This window comes from Cupriavidus sp. Met-2 (assembly GCF_049843575.1).
GTDB lineage: Bacteria > Pseudomonadota > Gammaproteobacteria > Burkholderiales > Burkholderiaceae > Cupriavidus > Cupriavidus metallidurans.
This window is the reverse complement of sequence record NZ_JBBHZL010000004.1, coordinates 128,869-147,020: the sequence shown is the minus strand read 5'-3', so window position 1 is coordinate 147,020 and position 18,152 is coordinate 128,869. Positions and strand designations below refer to the sequence as shown.

Sequence of the window (18,152 nt, the reverse complement as noted above, 5' to 3'; positions counted from 1 at the left end):
ACAACAGCGATGTCCAAGCATGTGGTGGTAGCCGGGGTCGGCATGATCCCGTTCAAGAAACCGGGTCAGAGCGATTCCTACAGCGTCATGGGTGCCACGGCGACCAGGCTCGCGCTGGAGGATGCAGGCCTGCCATATGACAGGATCCAGCAGGCCTATGTCGGCTATGTGTACGGTGACTCCACCTGCGGCCAGACCGCGCTGTACAAGGTCGGGGTGACCGGCATTCCCATTGTCAACGTCAATAACAACTGCTCCACGGGTTCCAGCGCTCTGTTCCTGGCTCGCCAGGCGGTGGAAAGCGGCGCGGTGGAATGCGCGCTGGCGCTGGGCTTCGAGTTCATGCAGCCGGGCGCACTGACGAGCGTCTGGACCGACCGTGAGCGTGCAATGGCGCGCTTCACGGAAATCTCGGCGCCGATGGTGCAGGATGCGCTGGATGCCGGTGTGCCCAGTGCACTGACGATGTTCGGCGGCGCCGGTCGCGAGCATATGCAAAGGTACGGCACGAAGCTGGAGACCTTCGCGAAGATCCGCGCCAAGGCGAGCCGCCATGCCGCCAACAACCCGCTGGCCGTGTTCCGCACCGTGGTGACGGAGGAAGACGTGATGAACGAGAAGGTTATGTGGCCTGGCGTCATGACCCGCTCGATGGCCTGCCCACCCACCAGCGGCGCCGCGGCCGCGATCGTCTGCACGGAAGCTTTCGCGAAGAAGCACAACCTCCGCACCGATGTGCGCATCCTGGCCCAGTCATTGACCACCGATGTGGCGCAGAGCTTCGATCCACCGTCGATGATCGGCCTGGTCGGCTTCCATATGGCCGAGCGCGGCGCGAAGGCCGTGTACGAGGCGGCTGGAGTGAGCCCATCGGATATCCAGGTCTGCGAATTGCACGACTGTTTCGCGCAGAACGAACTGCTGACCTACGAGTCGCTGGGCTTCGCGAAGATCGGCGAGGCCGAGAAGATGGTGCAAGACGGCGACAACACCTACGGCGGAAAGGTCGTGATCAACCCGTCGGGCGGTCTGCTGAGCAAGGGCCATCCGCTGGGCGCCACCGGCCTGGCGCAGTGCTACGAACTGACCCGCCAGATCCGGGGCACGGCGGAGGCGACGCAGGTGGAGCGCGTGCAGCTTGCATTGCAGCACAACCTTGGCCTCGGCGGCGCCTGCGTGGTGACGCTGTACGGCCGCGCATAAGGCCAGATCGGCGCGGGAGCGGGTATGGCCCGCGTCCGGCCATGACTATCGAGAGGAGAACATCAGATGGCTGACAAGAGCATGATTGGGATGGACCTCGGCAAGGGGTCGATCGACGTGGAGAAAGGGCGCCTGCGCTTCTTCGCCAAGGCGACCGGCGAGACCAGTCCGGAATACGTGGATGAATCCGCTGCGCGCGACGCCGGCCATCGTTCGCTGCCAGTTCCGCCCACCTTCTTCATGTGCCTGAACAGCGATGTCGCGGCCGCTTCCGGCATCGACCGCATGAAAGTGCTGCAACTGGACCTGGGCCGCATCCTGCACGCCGAGCAGGCATTCGACTACCACCGTATGGCCTATGCCGGCGACGTCCTGCAATTCGAGACGACCCTCACCGACGTCTACGACAAGAAGGGCGGAGCGCTGCACTTCGTTGTCACCACGACGCGCGTCACCAACCAGAACGGCGAGCACGTCGCCGACATGCGCGGCACGCTCGTGGAACGTCGCGGCTGACCATCGACAAGGAGAAGAGAACCATGCAATCCCCCCGTTTCGATGACGTGAAGATTGGCGACAAGCTGCCTGCGCTGGCATTGCCGGCGATCAACCGCACTACGCTGGCGCTCTACGCCGGTGCCTCCGGCGACCACAATCCCATTCATATCGACATCGACTTTGCCCGCAAGGCGCGCATGCCGGATGTGTTCGCGCACGGCATGCTGTCGGCCGCGTACCTTGGCCGCCTGCTGACCGGCTGGGTGCCGCAGTCGCAGGTGCGCAATGTGTCGATCCGGTTCACCGGCATCACCCATCTGGGCAACCAGCCAACCTGCACGGGCGTGGTCACCGAGAAGTACGAGGAAAGCGGCGAGAAACGTATCAAGGTCGCGCTCAAGTGCACGAACCAGTACGGCGAAGAGAAGTTGCTTGGCGAAGCCGTGGTGGCGCTGCACTGAGTCACCAGGCCGAACTGCCATCCATTCGCGGACGGGCCATGACGTGGCCCCCGCATCCAGCATCGAAAGGAACCATGCAATGAGCAAGCTCGCAGGAAAGTCCGCCATCGTCACCGGCTCGGGCCGTGGCATCGGCCGTGAAGTCGCAATGAAACTGGCGGCAGAAGGCGCCCGTGTGGTCGTGAACGACCTGGACGCCGATCCGGCGCAAGAAGTGGTGGAGCTGATCCGTGCAAACGGCGGCGAAGCCGTGGCCTGCGTCGGCAGCGTGACCGCGCCTGATTTTGCCGACCGCCTCATCAAGACCACGGTCGACAGTTTCAAGGGCATCGACATCATCGTCAACAACGCCGGCTACACCTGGGACAACGTGATCCAGAAGATGACCGACGAGCAGTGGTACGCCATACTCGACTGCCACTTGACCGCACCGTTCCGCATCCTGCGTGCCGCACAGCCCGTCATCAGCGCTGCGGCCAAGGCCGAAGCCGCCGAAGGCCGCGAAGTCTTCCGCAAGGTCGTCAACATTTCCTCGGGTGCGGCCGGTGGCAATGCCGGGCAGTCGAACTACTCCGCCGCCAAGGCCGGCATCCTGGGCATGACCAAGACGCTGGCCAAGGAGTGGGGCCGCCTGAAGGTCAACGTCAACGCCGTGGCGTTCGGTCTGATCGAAACGCGCCTCACCCAGGCGCTGGCGGCGGACCAGAGCAAGAGCGTCAGTATCGAAGGCCGTGAGATCAAGGTCGGCGTGCAGCAGGCAATGCTCGACGGTGCCAGCCGCATGATTCCGGTCGGCCGCGCGGGCAGGGCCGAAGAGGCAGCTGGCGCTGTCTATCTGCTTTGCACGCCGGAGTCGAACTTCCTGTCCGGCCAGGTTCTGTACTGTGGCGGTGGCCCTGGCGCAAACTTCTGATCGGATCGGGGCCACAGCCTTGCCTGCCGGTGGCGGGCAAGGCGCGCCTGGCTGCCAAAGCGGCCCTTCAAGAGGCTCGCTGCCGCACGTGCGGATAACGAATGCAGAGACAACGACATGTATATGACCCAGGCGCTGCACCGCTCGATGCAGCAGCGACCAGACAAGGTCGCAGTACGTTTTAATGGCCGTGCGCTGACCTACGCCGAAATCGGTGATCGCGTCGCGCGGCTGGCCGGTGCGCTGCGCAAGCTGGGCGTGGCCGAAGGCGAACGTGTAGCAATGTTCTCGCTTAACTCGGCGCGCTACATCGAGTATTACATGGCGGTACCGTGGGCAGGCGCCGTGCTCAACCCTGTCAACTTCCGCTGGAGTGCGGCAGAGATCGCGTATTCGTTCAAGGACTCCGGCACTGCGGTGCTGATTGTCGACGACCCCTTCACCGAGGTTGCGCAGAAGGTCGCGGCCGAGTGCACGACCGTGCGCCACGTCATCTATGCCGGTGACGGAGAGACCCCGGCAGGCATGCTGAACTATGAAACCCTGATTGCGGACAGCGCTCCGATGGAAGACGCCTACCGTCACGGCGACGACCTGGCGGGGATTTTCTACACCGGAGGCACCACCGGCTTCCCGAAGGGGGTGATGCTCAGCCATGCGAACCTGATCTCGTCGGCATGCAACCAGCCGATGTCGGGCACGGTGGATGAATCCATCGTGATGATGCATGTGATGCCGATGTTCCACCTGGCATGCTTCGCGTCGATCAACGCTGTGTTCCTCGTCGGCGGCACGCATGTGGCGATATCCGCCTTCGATCCTGGCCGCATGATGGAGGGGATTGCGCAGGACAGGGTGACGGCCGTCCTGCTGGCGCCGACCATGATCCAGATGGGGCTGGATTGGATGGACCGGCATCCGGGGCGCGCGGCCGAGCTGGACCTGTCGTCGCTGAACAGCCTGCGCTATGGCGCCTCGCCGATGACCCCTGCGCTGCTGGAGCGCACCAGGCAGACCTTCCCAGCGGTGCGCTTTTCGCAGGGCTATGGCATGACCGAGCTGGCACCGGTGGCCACAATGCTTGGCCCGGAGTATCACGACGCGGCGGCGCAGGCGAGCGGCAAGATGTATTCAGTCGGCCGCCCGGCGCATACCGTTGAGGTCAAGGTGGTCGACTCCAGGGGCAACGAGGTCCCGCGCGGTACCGTGGGCGAGATCATCGTACGTGGCCCGAATGTGATGCTCGGCTACTGGAACCAGCCGCAGGCCACCGCGGAGGCGATCCGCAATGGCTGGATGCATACCGGCGACGGTGGGTACATGGACAAGGACGGCTTCCTGTTCCTGGTCGACCGCCTGAAGGACATGATCATCAGCGGTGGCGAGAACGTCTATTCCGCAGAGGTGGAGAAGGCGCTGGCGAGTCATCCGGCCGTCGCGCAGTCGTCTGTGATCGGTGTGCCCCACGAGAAGTGGGGTGAGTCCGTGCATGCGGTGGTGGTTCTCCGGCAGGGCGAGAGCGCTACGCTCGAGTCGATCCAGTCCCATTGCCGTGAGCGGATTGCCGGCTACAAGATCCCACGCAGCGTCGAGTTCGTCGATGCGCTGCCGTTGTCGAGCGTCGGCAAGGTGCTCAAGAACGAGCTGCGCAAGCGCCATTGGAAGTAACCGCGCTCCCCGGCGGCGGCAATGCCGCAGGGGAGCAGCTTTGGCGTCCCGGGGCGCCTGCATCTCCGGGACAACCTGCCCGTGCCGATACCGCAAGGAGTCCTGAAGCGATGAGTCTGCCTTCGCGCATCTTGCCGAAGATCGTGCCGCCACGTCTGGGTAGCGGCACGACGATCCGCCAACGTCTGATTGGCAAGCTGCATGCGGCAGGTGACAGAAAACTCTTTCTGCTGACCGCTGGCGCGGGCTTCGGCAAGACGACCCTGATGGCGCAATGGCATCACCACCTGGAGCAGGCCGGCGCGCGCGTGCTGTGGGTGACGCTGGCCGCTGGCGACGGGACATTGCCGAAATTCTGTGCGGTCCTGGAAAGCGCGCTGGGTCGTGCCGGCGTGTCCGTGGCGCCGGCGAAGATGGTCACTACCGAAGATTCTTCTGACGAATTCGATCTCGCGGCAGCCCTGCTTGATGCCCTGGCACAAGCACCTGGCGAATCGTACCTGATGATCGACGACTTCCATCACGTCGGCGATCCGGCGACGGTGGGACTGGTGCAGGCCATGGCCGATGCCATGCTCCCGGGCCTGCATCTTGTGATTGCGTCTCGCACCAAGCCAGCCCTGCGGCTGGGGCGCTTGCTGGCCATGGAAGATGTGGTCGCCGTTGATGGTGCCGAACTGCTGTTCAACCTGGATGAAACGGAGGCCTTCCTGAAAGCTCGGCCGGATGTCCGGCTCGGCCCCGAGTCGGCATGGCAAATCCATGACATCACGGACGGTTGGCCGGTCGGTGTGCGCCTGGCCAGTCGGGCTATGTGCAGCCAGTTTCCGGATGGCAAGACGGCGCGTAAGTGTGTTTGCGACAGTGACAATCTCGACGCCTACCTGTCGGAAGAGGTGATTGACGAGTTGTCGCCCGAACTTCTTGACTTCGTTCTCCAGGTTTCGGTGCTGCGCTGCTTCCACGCGGATCTGGCCGCCAGCGTCACCGGCTGCGCGGATGCTGCGGGGTACCTGGCTGAAATTCTCTCGCAGCATATGTTTCTGTTGCCGGTCGAGCGACGCGACGGCCAGCGGTGGTATCGCTTCCATCCCATCTTTCGCACGTATCTCGGCAAGCGGCGCGCGAGCGTCGGCATCGATGCCAGGCCGCTTCACTACCGGGCGGCGCACTGGTTCATACAGCGCGGACGTTTTGCCGAAGCCATGCGCAGCGCGGTCCTGAGTGACGATCTCGGCCTGGTGACGCAGCTGGTAGACCGTGCTTTGCCGCCGCCGCATAGCCTGGCGCAGCTCGGAGTCTTTTCGCGCTGGCTGGAAAGCGTCGGCTGCGAACGGCTGGCCGGCCACCCTCGGCTGTTGTCCATGGGCACATGGGCCTGTGCGTTGTCGGGACGGCACGACCTGGCGGAGCAGTGGCTGCGAAGCGTGGAACAGTCGGGCTCGACTGGCACCGATGCGGCCGCTGCCCGCCATGTCCTGCTGCTCAGGGCGCTGATTGCCACCCATCGCGACGATGGTGCCGCCGCGCTGACGGCGCTGACGGCGCTACAGGCGCTCCAGGTGCTACAGACCGATGAGCCGGGGTCCACGCCCGACGCCTTGCAGGACGTTGAGCTCGCGCTGCGTATGCGCTGGCTGTCCGTGCAGGGTCAGCATTTGCGCGCGCGCGATCTTTACCACTCGCCGGCCGCGCGCAGCACGCGTACGGGCCGCGGTGAACTTGCGCTGGTCGCAGCGGCGACCGTCGCCGGCGTGGCGATGCGCGAGGGGGACGCCCTGGAGGCCGAGCGCATCGGCGCCATGGTCCTGCGCCGCGCGCGGACCATACACGGGGACCGCTCGCTCTGCGCCGTGACCTGTACTGCCGTGATGGCGCAGGCCTGGTACGAGCTCGACCGCGTCGATGAGGCCCGCGAGGCCTTGCTGCACTGCCGGACGGCCCTGCGGGCCGCCTCTGCCGACCTACGGCTGCGTGCGGCGCAGGTGTTCGGGCGGATCATGAGCCTGCGCGAATCACCGCAGGATGCGCTGGCCTACTTCACCAGGGCGGAAGTGCACTTCCGGGCCATTGGCGCGCACCGAGGGGTGGCATGCATGCTGGCGGAGCAGCAGCGCATTGTGTTGAGCTACGGCGATTGGCGCCATGCGCGGTCCATGCAGACTGCGCTGGACGAGATTGCCAGCACCCACGCGGACACCGACCCGCAGTTCGCCGAAGTTGGTGCCGTCGTAGCGATGTCACGCACGCGCTTGCTGCTTGCCATGGGGCTCGCGCGGGAGGCCTTGATCGCGCTGGACGCTGCCCGTCCCTTCATCGGTGCGATGAGCAACGGCCGCCTGCTTGCCGTGAGCGATTTCCTCCAGACCCGGGCCCTGGAGGCGCTGGGCAGGAGGGCAGAGGCGCACGCCTGCATGCAATCGGCGCTGGCAGCGTGCTATCGGCTGGGCCTGCACCGGACGCTGATCGAGGAGGGGGAGGGGCTGCACGGCATACTGCTGCGCGCTGGCGTGGGAGGCGGTGCCGCACTTGTGGAATACGTGAGGGGGCTCATGGGTGAGTGTCCGGTGCTCGAAAGCGCTGGAGTGACCTGGCCACCGATCCCCATCGAGTCGAACGACGAAGGAGTGGGCGGCGCGAACGACGATATGCCGGTACCGGTGCTGACGCGCCGTGAGCTGGAAGTCATTGCGCTGCTGGAGCAATCCATGTCCAACAAGCGGATCGCACTGACGCTCAATATCAGCGTGCAGACCGTGAAGTGGAACCTCAAGAATATTTTCGTCAAGCTGCAGGTGACAAGTCGCTACGAGGCCATCATCGTGGCCCGCAAATTTGCGCTCTGTGAACGTTGACGCCGCGCGCCGCTGGCGGAGCCCGAGTGCTGGCAGTCCCAGTCCCACGGCGCCTTGAGGCCGTTCTTGAGCACGTAGACCGTCATCAGCGATGGTTGGCGGCCAGGATCAAAGCGGTTGACGGTGGGCAGTTGGCCCTTTTTGTTTCCAGGCGGTCATGCAGATCGGCAATGAACTTCTTTTCTCGGGGCACCTTATGGGTGCCGACGCCTGCGACTCGTCTACAATCTTGGGCCTACTCAGTCGGACCCACCATGGCCCTGTTCTCCATTACCGATGCCCAGCTGGCTTTCGGCCACGTGGCGTTGCTCGACCACACCGATTTTTCCCTTGAAGCCGGCGAACGTGTTGGCCTGATCGGCCGCAACGGCACGGGCAAGTCGTCCCTGCTGCGGATCGTGGCCGGAATGTCAGCGCCCGACGATGGCCTGATCTCCCGCCAGAGCGGCGTGACGTGCGCCTATGTGGCGCAAGAGCCGCAGTTCGCGCCGGGCTTGACCGTATTCGATGCGGTGAGCCAGGGCATGGGCGCAGCGCACGATCTGCTGCTGCGCTATGACGCCGCGCTCACCAAGCTGGAAACCCACAACGACGAGGCCACCCTGGCCGAACTGCATCGCGTGCAGGCCGAACTTGATGCCGCCGACGCCTGGCAGTTGCGCACCCGCGTGGAAACCACGCTGGCAAAGCTCGCGCTCGACCCGCATGTGCGCGTGGACGCGCTTTCTGGCGGTCTGCAGAAGCGCGTGGCGCTGGCCCAGGGTCTGGTGGCCGAGCCGGACATCCTGCTGCTCGACGAGCCGACCAACCACCTCGACGTGGAGGCCATCCGCTGGCTCGAAGACCTGCTGCTCGGATTCCGCGGCAGCGTGCTGCTGATCACCCACGACCGCGCGTTCCTGGATCGCGTGGCAACCCGCATCGTCGAACTCGATCGGGGCCGGCTGGTTTCGTTCCCGGGCAACTTTGCCGCCTACCAGACGCGCAAGGCCGAACTGCTGGCCAACGAGGCCGTGGAGCAAGCCAAGTTCGACAAGCTGCTGGCGCAGGAAGAAGTGTGGATCCGCAAGGGCGTGGAAGCACGCCGTACCCGCAGCGTGGCGCGGGTGCAGCGGCTGGTGACGATGCGGGCGGAGCGCGCCTCACGTCGCGAGGTGCAGGGCAACGTCAAGCTCGAGGTTTCGCAGGGCGAGCGTTCGGGCAAGATCGTGGCCGAGTTGACTAACGTGTCGAAGGCTTATGGCGACAAGGCAGTCGTGCGCGACTTCACCGCGACGATCATGCGCGGCGACAAGGTCGGCCTGATCGGGCCGAACGGCGTCGGCAAGACCACGCTGCTGCGGCTGATTCTGGGTGAACTGCCGCCCGACAGCGGCACGGTGCGCAACGGCAGCAATCTGCAGGTGGCGTACTTCGACCAGATGCGTACCTCGCTGGATCTGGAGAAGTCGCTCGCGGACACCATCAGCCCGGGCAGCGACTGGGTCGAGGTCAACGGCCAGCGCAAGCACGTGATGAGCTACCTGGGCGACTTCCTGTTCGCGCCCGAACGCGCGCGGTCGCCGGTCAAGTCGCTGTCGGGCGGCGAGCGCAACCGGCTGCTGCTGGCGCGGTTGTTCGCGCGGCCCGCGAATGTGCTGGTGCTGGACGAACCGACCAACGACCTGGACATCGACACGCTCGAACTGCTGGAAGAACTGCTACAGGACTACAGCGGCACGGTGTTCCTGGTTTCGCACGATCGTGCGTTCCTGGACAACGTGGTGACCTCCACGATCGCTGCCGAAGGCGATGGCATGTGGCGCGAATCGGTAGGCGGTTACTCGGACTGGCTGGAACAGTCGGCCCGTGCGCAGGCGTTGCAGGCTGCCCGCGCTGAATCCAAGCAGGCTACGGAGGCGCCAAAGTCGGCCGCGCGCGAGGCGCGGGGCGCGAATCGCACGGTCAAGCTGTCGTACAAGGAGCAGCGCGAACTCGACAGTCTGCCGGAACGTATCCAGTCGCTGGAGACCGAGCAGAAGACCATCGGCGCGCAACTCGAGGACGGCTCGATGTACGCCACCGATCCGAAGCGGGCGGCCGATCTGGCCACGCGTCACGACGAGATCGAGATGGAACTGCTTGAAGCACTCGAGCGCTGGGAAGTGCTGGAGAAGAAGACGAAGGGCGAGGGCGCTTGAGCGTTGCCCTTGGTTTTCACCTTCTCTCCCACGGCGTGGGAGAGAGGGGCTGGTCGGTAGTCAATCCACTCATCCGCACCACGCCAGCACCATATTGGTCAGGTCGACCATGAACGCTGGGCGCAGGTAAGCCAGAAATCCCAGCGTCAGCAGCGCCGCCAGGGCAAGGAATCCAAGGCCCTTGGCCAGTCTCATCTCAGGCCCCCACGGGTTGTGGACGGACCAGCGCCTGCTCGCGGATCGGCAGGTTGACTACCGCGGCCATCAAGCCCAGCGCGATCGCGATCATCCATACGGTGCTGTAACTGCCGGTCTTGTCGAACAGGTAGCCACCCAGCCATGCGCCCAGGAAGCTGCCGATCTGGTGCGAGAAGAACACCACACCCGACAGCATCGACAGGTACTTCACGCCAAACACCTGGGCGATGATCCCGTTGGTCAGCGGTACGGTCGACAGCCACAAGAAGCCCATCAGCGCCGCGAACACCCAGGTGCTGGCCGCCGTCAGCGGCATCAGCAGGTAGCCGGCGATCACCACCGAGCGCGCGATATAGATGAACGACAGCAGGTAGCGCTTGGGCATCCGCTGGCCCATCGACCCGGCCGTATAGGTGCCGAACACATTGAACAGGCCGATCAGCGCCAGCGCCACCGTGGCGACCTTGGGATCGGTGAAGCCCCGGTCCTTGAGGTAAGGGGCCAGATGCACGCCGATGAACACCACCTGGAAGCCGCAGACGAAGTAGCCGAGCGTCAGCAACTGGAAATTGCGGTTGCCGAACGCCTCGCGCGTCGCTTCGCCGATGGTCTGGTGATGGCCGGTGGTCGTCGCGACCATTTTCGGTTCCCGCAGCGTCAGTGCCAGAGGCAGCATGAAGCACGCGAGGAATGCCAGGATGAATAGCGCGTTTTGCCAGCCCATGGTGGAAATCAGCGTCTGTTCCACCGGAATCATCAGGAACTGACCGAAAGACCCGGCCGCTGCCGCGATGCCCATGGCCCAGACGCGCTTCTCCGCGCTGGCCACGCGGCCGATCACGCCATAGACCACGCTGTACGTGGTGCCGGACTGCGCGATGCCGATCAGCACCCCGGCGCCCGTGGCAAAGGCGGTGCCGCTGGTGGCCAGTCCCATGACGATCAGCCCGGCCACATAGAGCGCCACGCCGATGATCATGATGCGCAGGGCGCCGAACTTGTCGGCCAGCGCACCGGTGATCGGCTGGCTGGCGCCCCACATCAGGTTCTGCAGTGCCAGGGCAAAGGCGAAGGTCTCCCGGCTCCAGCCATGGGTTTGTGTGATCGGCAGGTTGAACAGGCCAAAGCCATGCCGGATGCCCATCGAGAGCGTCACGAGCAGCCCACCGCACACGAGGACGGTGGTCAGGGAGAGTTTGCGGTCAGTCATGTCGGGCTCGGTAGGTATTGTTTCTATTGTTATGTCGACGGCTGTTATAGCGACTGCGGAGGTGCCGTATGCGCGGTCCGGCGAGTTTACTCCGCGCCATTCAATCTTGCCGGCGCGGGATTCGTCCCGCGCCCATCCATTACAATGCTGCGCATTCCGGCCGCCGACGGCCGGGCGTCCCACTTTCCGCAAAACGACTCCATGGCGAGCAAAACCAGTCAGTACAGCGAATCTTCCATCCGGGTCCTGAAGGGTCTGGAGCCGGTCAAGCAACGGCCCGGCATGTACACCCGTACCGATAACCCCCTGCATGTCGTGCAGGAGGTGATCGACAACGCGTCCGACGAAGCGCTCGGCGGCTACGGCACCGAAATCCTGGTCACGCTGCATCGTGACGGCAGCATCAGCGTGGAAGACGATGGCCGTGGCATCCCGGTGGGCATCCACCCGGAAGAGCAGGTGCCGGTGGTGGAAATCGTCTTCACCCGCCTGCACGCGGGCGGCAAGTTCGACAAGGGCAAGGGCGGCGCCTACGCGTTCTCGGGCGGCCTGCATGGCGTGGGCGTGTCGGTGACCAACGCGCTGGCCACGCGCCTGGACGTCACGGTCTGGCGCGACGGGGCGGTGTCCACGCTGACGTTCGAGCATGGCGGCGAAGTGACCCGCCCGCTGGCGACGCGCAAGATCGAGCGCGGCGAGAAGAAGAGCGGCACGCGCGTGCAGGTGTGGCCGGATGCGAAGTATTTCGATTCGGCCGCAATCCCGATGGCCGAACTGCAGCGCCTGCTGCGCAGCAAGGCCGTGCTGCTGCCGGGCGTGAAGGTCACGCTGGTGCTCGAGAAGACTGGCGAGCAGACGGTGTGGCAGTACGAGCAGGGTCTGAAGGGCTATCTGGTCGAGGCCCTGGCCCAGGGCAGCGGCGCCGAACTCGTGATCCCGATGTTCGAGGGCGAGCACTTTGCCGACCCGGACAAGAACGCCGGCGAGGAAGGCTTTGCCGAAGGCGAAGGCGCGTCGTGGGTGGTGGCGTGGACCGAGGAAGGCGCGCCGGTGCGCGAATCCTACGTCAACCTGATTCCCACGCCAGCCGGCGGCACGCACGAATCCGGCCTGCGCGAAGGCCTGTTCCTGGCGGTGAAGAGCTTTATCGAGATGCACTCGCTGCAGCCAAAGGGCGTGAAGCTGATGAGCGAAGACGTGTTCGCGCGCGCATCGTTTGTGCTGTCGGCCAAGGTGCTCGATCCGCAGTTCCAGGGCCAGATCAAGGAACGCCTGAACAGCCGTGATGCCGTGCGTCTGGTTTCCACGTTCAGCCGCCCGGCGCTCGAACTCTGGCTCAACCATCATGTCGATTTCGGCAAGAAGCTGGCGGAACTGGTGATTCGCCAGGCTCAGGCCCGCACGCGTGCCGCGCAGAAGGTCGAGAAAAAGAAGGGCTCCGGCGTGGCCGTGCTGCCCGGCAAGCTGACCGATTGCGAATCGACCGATGTCGAGCGCAACGAGATCTTCCTGGTGGAGGGCGACTCCGCCGGCGGTTCGGCCAAAATGGGCCGCGACAAGGAATTCCAGGCCATCCTGCCGCTGCGCGGCAAGGTGCTCAATACCTGGGAGACCGAGCGCGACCGCCTGTTCGCCAACAACGAAGTGCATGACATTGCGGTGGCGATCGGCGTCGACCCGCATGGCCCGGACGACGAGCCCGACCTGTCGAACCTGCGGTACGGCAAGATCTGCATCCTGTCCGATGCGGACGTCGACGGGGCGCACATCCAGGTGCTGCTGCTGACGCTGTTCTTCCGCCACTTCCCGAAACTGATGGCCAACGGCAACGTCTGCGTGGCACGCCCGCCACTGTTCCGCGTGGATGCGCCGGCGCGTGGCAAGAAGCCGGCGCAGAAGCTCTATGCGCTGGACGAAGGCGAGCTTGAAGCCATCCAGGACAAGTTGCTCAAGGATGGCGTCAAGGAAGGCGCGTGGCAGATTTCGCGCTTCAAGGGCCTTGGCGAGATGAGCGCCGGGCAGCTCTGGGAGACGACGATGAATCCCGATACGCGCCGGCTGCTGCCGGTGTCGCTGGGTGAGTTCGACATGCCGCAGACCGTCACGATGATGAACATGCTGATGGGCAAGGGCGAGGCCTCGCAACGACGCAGCTGGCTGGAAGAGAAGGGCAACGAAGTGGAGGCCGACATCTGACGGCGATGCGCAAATGAGGCAGGGCAGCAACAACATCGGACGATTCGATCGATTCCGCCGATCTGGGCGAATGGTGGCGCGGGTGGCAGCGCGGGTGGCAGGAATGCTTGCCGCGCTGGCGTCGCTCTGCCTTGCCGCGCCTGCCCATGCGGAGCTCTGGGGCTTTATCGACGCCGATGGCGTGGCGCACTTTGCCGATGCGAAGCTCGATGCGCGCTACAAGCTGTTCATGAAGGATGGCGGCAGCTTCGATTCGAGCAACATGCGCAATCTGCCCCGGGGTGGCCTGCCCGGCGGCAAGCTGGACCCCGAACGCGAGAAGCTGTACCGCTACGTGCTCAACCATCCGAACCTGGCGATGGTCGATCCGATCATCCAGAAGGCGGCTGCGGCGCAGAACGTGGACCCAGCACTGGTCAAGGCCGTGATGGCCGTGGAGAGCGGCTTCAATCCGACGGCGGTGTCGCCGAAGGGCGCGATCGGGCTGATGCAGGTGATTCCGGACACGGGCGCGCGCTTCGGCATCGCCGCAGACAAGCGCGGGACCGTGGAGCAGAAACTGGCCGATCCACGTCTGAACATCACCACCGGTGTGCGGTACCTGCGCTGGCTGATGGAGCTGTTCCCGAACAACCTGGAGCTGGTGCTGGCCGCTTACAACGCCGGTGAGGGCGCCGTGCAACGCTACAACAACCAGATCCCGCCATATCCCGAGACGCAGCAGTATGTCGCCACGGTGCTGGAGTTCTATCGCCTGTACCAGCCGGGCGAGGCGTCCGAGGCGCGCGTGGTGCGGACCGGCATGGCGGCCGAGCGGGTCAGGATGGTGATCGGCGGTCGCCGGCCCATGCCCTGACATGCGGGCGCCTGATGCCGCTTTCTGAGATGGATTTGCCACGCGGCCAGAGGTTGCGGCGGTATCGCCATCTACTTCCTTTAGAATCCCACGCTGACTGCAACAGCCGGCTGCCGGGCGCGCAGGTGCCTGCCGGGCCGAAATCTTGCCAAACATGGATCAACCAGACATTACGTTTCAGGCCGACGAGCCTGCCGATTCGCTGACGCTTGCTCGCTACGCCGAGCGCGCCTATCTCGACTACGCCGTGAGCGTGGTCAAGGGCCGCGCGCTGCCCGAAGTGGCCGACGGCCAGAAGCCCGTGCAGCGCCGCATCCTCTTCGCCATGCAGGCGATGGGCCTGCGTGCCGATGCCAAGCCCGTGAAGTCGGCCCGTGTGGTCGGCGAGGTGCTCGGTAAATTCCACCCGCACGGCGACCAGTCCGCCTATGACGCCCTGGTACGCCTGGCGCAGGACTTCTCGCTGCGCTATCCGCTGATCGACGGCCAGGGCAACTTCGGCTCGCGCGATGGCGATGGCGCGGCGGCCATGCGTTACACGGAAGCCCGCCTGACGCCGATCTCGCGCCTGCTGCTCGATGAGATCGACATGGGCACGGTGGACTTCCTGCCGAACTACGACGGTTCGGAAGAAGAGCCGAAGCTGTTGCCCGCGCGACTGCCATTCGTGCTGCTGAACGGCGCATCGGGTATCGCGGTGGGTATGGCCACGGAAATTCCGCCGCACAATCTGCGCGAAGTGGCAGGTGCCACGGTGGCGATGATCCGCAACCCGAGTATCTCGCTGGCGGACCTGCTGGCGCTGATGCCGGGGCCGGACTACCCGGGCGGCGGCCAGATCATTTCGCCGGCGTCCGAGATCGCCCAGATCTACGAAAGCGGCCGTGGCAGCCTGAAGGTGCGCGCGCGCTGGACCATCGAGGAAATGGCGCGGGGCCAGTGGCAGATGGTGGTGACCGAACTGCCGCCGGGCACGTCGGCGCAGAAGGTGCTCGAGGAAATCGAGGAAATCACCAACCCGAAGATCCGCACCGGCAAGAAGGCGCTGACGCCCGAGCAGACCCAGCTCAAGACGACGATGCTGTCCGTGCTCGACGCGGTGCGCGACGAGTCGGGCAAGGATGCGCCGGTTCGCCTGGTGTTCGAGCCCAAGAGCAAGAACACCGAGCAGCAGGACTTCATCCAGACGCTGCTCGCGCATACGAGCCTGGAATCGGGCGCGCCGATCAACCTGGTGATGATCGGCACCGATGGCCGTCCGCGTCAGAAGGGGCTGCAGGAAATCCTGCGCGAGTGGATCGAGTTCCGCTTTGCCACGGTGACGCGCCGCACGCGCTTCCAGCTGACCAAGGTAGAGGACCGCATCCACATCCTGGAAGGCCGGATGCTGGTGCTGCTGAACATCGACGAGGTGATCCGCATCATCCGCGAAAGCGACGAGCCGAAGCCCGCGCTGATCGAGGCGTTCCGCCTGAGCGACCGCCAGGCAGAGGACATCCTGGAAATCCGCCTGCGCCAGCTGGCGCGCCTGGAAGCGATCAAGATCGAACAGGAACTGGCGAAGCTGCGCGACGAGCAGGCCGAACTGGACGTGCTGCTGAAGTCCGAGACGATGATGCGCCGTCGCATCATCAAGGAAATCGAGCAGGACGCGAAGCAGTACAGCCCGGAAGACAAGGATCCGCGCCGCACGCTGATCCAGGAGGCCAGCCGCGCCGCCGCCGAGGTGAAGGTGATCGACGAGCCGGTGACGGTCATCGTGTCGGGCAAGGGCTGGGTGCGCACGCGCCAGGGCCACGGCCACGATGCGTCGCAGTTCACGTTCAAGGCGGGCGACAACCTCTACGGCACCTTCGAATGCCGCACCATCGACACGTTGCTGGCTTTCGGCAGCAATGGCCGCGTGTACTCGGTGGCCGTGTCGGGCCTGCCGGGCGGGCGAGGCGATGGCGTGCCTGTGACGACGCTGATCGACCTGGCCGCCGGCACGCAGATCGCGCATACGTTCGCCGGTGCCGCCGAGCAACGGATGCTGATCGCCACGGCGGGTGGCAATGGCTTTGTGACCAAGGTTGGCGACATGATCGGCCGCCAGAAGGCAGGCAAGGCCTTCGTGACGCTGGACGAGGGTGACACGCTGCTGGCCCCGACGCCGATTGGTGAGGAGTGCACGCATGTGGCCTGCTTCTCGGCCAATGGCCGCCTGCTGCTGGCGGGGCTGGACGAGGTCAAGGTGCTGTCGGCCGGTGGCCGCGGCGTGATCCTGATGGAGCTGGAACCGAAGGAAACGCTGATGCAGGCGGTGGCCGTGGGCGCGCCGGGCCTGATGATCTCGGGCATCGGCGTTCGTGGCGGCAAGGTGCCGCCGCAGAAGCTGGCCGGCAAGACGCTGATCCCTTACGTGGGCAAGCGCGCCCGCAAAGGCAAGGCGATCGAGCCGCGCCTCAAGGAAGTGAAGATCGAGCCGGTAAAGGTTGGGGAGTAAAGGGGAACGGCGTCGGTGACTCCGGCGCTGGTCCTCTGATTCTCTGATCCGGCCCTTCTCCTGCTGGGCGGGAGAGGGGAGCGAACCCTCGGCATGTGAGTTGCTGTCGGGGCTCTCACCTCTCCGGCCCCGCGGGACAGGGCAAGTCGCATAATCCGCGACACTGCACGCATCACTCCCATCCTGCGGCATCGCCAATCGAGACCCCCTCTTTCCAATCCGTGATGACCCCGCGTGCGTGCCGCCGTGCGGGATTGCCGTACCATGTCGGCTGCCCCCAATTCCTCCAGTGCGCGGGCATAAGAAGATCATCACGACCATGTCCTCCACGCCGATTCCCGTTGAGTCCGAGCTTGCGCCGGCTCCCACGCCCCGTACGTTGTTCATCGAATTTGCTCGCATGGGGCTGTCAGGGTTTGGCGGCGTGCTGCCATTCGTGCGACGGTCCGTCGTCGAACGCAACCGCTGGCTCAATGACCGCGATTTCGTCGAGATCCTGAGCCTCGGGCAGGTGCTGCCGGGGCCGAACGTGATCAACCTGGCGTTGATGCTCGGCCTGCGCTTCGCCGGACTGCGCGGCGCGTTGGCCGCATTCGCCGGACTGGTGCTGATGCCGCTGGTCGTGGTGCTCTGCGCGATGGGCCTGTACCTGCGCTTCCAGGATGTGACCGCCGTGCGGCAGATGCTGGCGGGCATGACCGCGGTGGCGGCGGGGCTGGTGCTGTCGACGGGCGTGAAGCTGGCGCAGAGCCAGCCGCGCACCGTGCGCGCGATTGCCGTCGGGGTTGCCGCGTTCGTTGCGATCGGCCTGCTGCGCTGGCCGCTGTTGCCGGTGATGGCCGTGCTGGTGCCCGTTGCGCTGGTGCTCGAATACCGCGCGATGCGCAAGGGGGGCGCATGACGTCGCCCGAGATCCTGCGCAGCCTGCTTGGCCACTTCGGCATGCTCTCGTTGCTGGCTGTCGGTGGCGGCGGATCCGTGATTCCCGACATGCATCGCTTCCTGGTCGAAGCGAATGGCTGGATGAGCGATGAGCAGTTTGCCGCGCTCTATGCCATCTCGCAGGCGTCTCCCGGACCCAACATTCTGTTCGTGGCGCTATTCGGCTGGCAGGTGGCCGGGCCGGCCGGCGCGTTCGCGTCGATGGCCGGCATCTGTGGGCCGTCGAGCGTCATCGCGCTCGGTTTCGAATACTTCGCGGGTCGTTCGCCGCACGCGGTATGGCCCGGCCTGATCCGACGCGGCCTGTCTGCATTGACCATCGGCCTGCTTATGTCCACGGGTTGGGTGCTGGCCGGCAGCGTGGACCATAGCTGGACGGCCGTGCTCGTGACGCTGGTGACGGTGGGGCTGATGCTGAAGACGAAGGTGCACCCGCTGGCCCTGGTGGCGCTTGGCGCCGGGGCAGGGCTTCTGGGGCTGGTCTGAC

Annotated in this window: 14 protein-coding genes; 12 read left to right on the top strand and 2 right to left on the bottom strand. The window is 65.2% G+C overall.

What is annotated here, in order from left to right; translation table 11 throughout:
- Positions 1–9: 9 nt before the first annotated feature.
- From WD006_RS11190 to WD006_RS11160, 7 genes are all read left to right on the top strand, one after another.
- A complete protein-coding gene (locus tag WD006_RS11190) occupies positions 10–1,203 on the top strand; it encodes a lipid-transfer protein (RefSeq protein ID WP_011517105.1) in 1,194 nt (397 codons plus the stop codon).
- 66 nt (positions 1,204–1,269) lie between these two features.
- Positions 1,270–1,719: a MaoC family dehydratase N-terminal domain-containing protein gene (locus tag WD006_RS11185; protein WP_011517104.1), complete on the top strand. Its 450-nt coding sequence runs from the start codon at positions 1,270–1,272 to the stop codon at positions 1,717–1,719.
- A 23-nt stretch (positions 1,720–1,742) separates the two neighbouring features.
- The gene (locus tag WD006_RS11180; RefSeq protein WP_029307356.1) at positions 1,743–2,162 is read left to right on the top strand and encodes a MaoC family dehydratase; all 420 of its coding nucleotides are present in this window, start codon (positions 1,743–1,745) and stop codon (positions 2,160–2,162) included.
- A gap of 79 nt (positions 2,163–2,241) precedes the next feature.
- A complete protein-coding gene (locus WD006_RS11175) occupies positions 2,242–3,075 on the top strand; it encodes an SDR family NAD(P)-dependent oxidoreductase (protein WP_029307357.1) in 834 nt (277 codons plus the stop codon).
- Positions 3,076–3,192: 117 nt separating this feature from the next.
- On the top strand, positions 3,193–4,743 hold the full coding sequence (locus WD006_RS11170) for a long-chain-fatty-acid--CoA ligase (protein WP_011517101.1): 1,551 nt from the start codon (positions 3,193–3,195) through the stop codon (positions 4,741–4,743).
- Positions 4,744–4,853: 110 nt separating this feature from the next.
- Positions 4,854–7,598: a LuxR C-terminal-related transcriptional regulator gene (locus WD006_RS11165; protein ID WP_029307358.1), complete on the top strand. Its 2,745-nt coding sequence runs from the start codon at positions 4,854–4,856 to the stop codon at positions 7,596–7,598.
- A 254-nt stretch (positions 7,599–7,852) separates the two neighbouring features.
- Positions 7,853–9,778, top strand: a complete 1,926-nt coding sequence (locus WD006_RS11160; RefSeq protein ID WP_029307359.1) for an ATP-binding cassette domain-containing protein — start codon at positions 7,853–7,855, stop codon at positions 9,776–9,778.
- 69 nt (positions 9,779–9,847) lie between these two features.
- Here WD006_RS11160 and WD006_RS11155 read toward each other — a convergent pair whose 3' ends face one another.
- Together WD006_RS11155 and WD006_RS11150 are read right to left on the bottom strand one after the other, a co-directional pair.
- Positions 9,848–9,973: a hypothetical protein gene (locus tag WD006_RS11155; RefSeq protein WP_008649954.1), complete on the bottom strand. Its 126-nt coding sequence runs from the start codon at positions 9,971–9,973 to the stop codon at positions 9,848–9,850.
- 1 nt (position 9,974) lies between these two features.
- Positions 9,975–11,186 (bottom strand): MFS transporter, encoded by a 1,212-nt coding sequence (locus WD006_RS11150; protein ID WP_011517098.1) that lies wholly within the window; start codon positions 11,184–11,186, stop codon positions 9,975–9,977.
- Positions 11,187–11,387: 201 nt separating this feature from the next.
- Here WD006_RS11150 and WD006_RS11145 point away from each other — a divergent pair, with 201 nt between their 5' ends.
- The 5 genes from WD006_RS11145 (at position 11,388) to WD006_RS11125 (ending at position 18,151) form a co-directional block, all read left to right on the top strand.
- Positions 11,388–13,382 (top strand): DNA topoisomerase IV subunit B, encoded by a 1,995-nt coding sequence (locus WD006_RS11145; protein ID WP_008649957.1) that lies wholly within the window; start codon positions 11,388–11,390, stop codon positions 13,380–13,382.
- A gap of 70 nt (positions 13,383–13,452) precedes the next feature.
- A complete protein-coding gene (locus WD006_RS11140; RefSeq protein ID WP_029307360.1) occupies positions 13,453–14,238 on the top strand; it encodes a lytic transglycosylase domain-containing protein in 786 nt (261 codons plus the stop codon).
- A 154-nt stretch (positions 14,239–14,392) separates the two neighbouring features.
- Entirely contained in the window at positions 14,393–16,723 is a 2,331-nt protein-coding gene (gene parC, locus WD006_RS11135) for a DNA topoisomerase IV subunit A (RefSeq protein WP_029307361.1), read from the top strand.
- A gap of 319 nt (positions 16,724–17,042) precedes the next feature.
- Positions 17,043–17,624, top strand: coding sequence for a chromate transporter (locus WD006_RS11130; RefSeq protein WP_011517094.1), 582 nt, complete (start codon positions 17,043–17,045; stop codon positions 17,622–17,624).
- A complete protein-coding gene (locus WD006_RS11125) occupies positions 17,621–18,151 on the top strand; it encodes a chromate transporter (protein WP_011517093.1) in 531 nt (176 codons plus the stop codon). The genes WD006_RS11130 and WD006_RS11125 overlap by 4 nt, the downstream gene beginning before the upstream one ends.
- The last annotated feature ends 1 nt before the right edge of the window (position 18,152 follow it).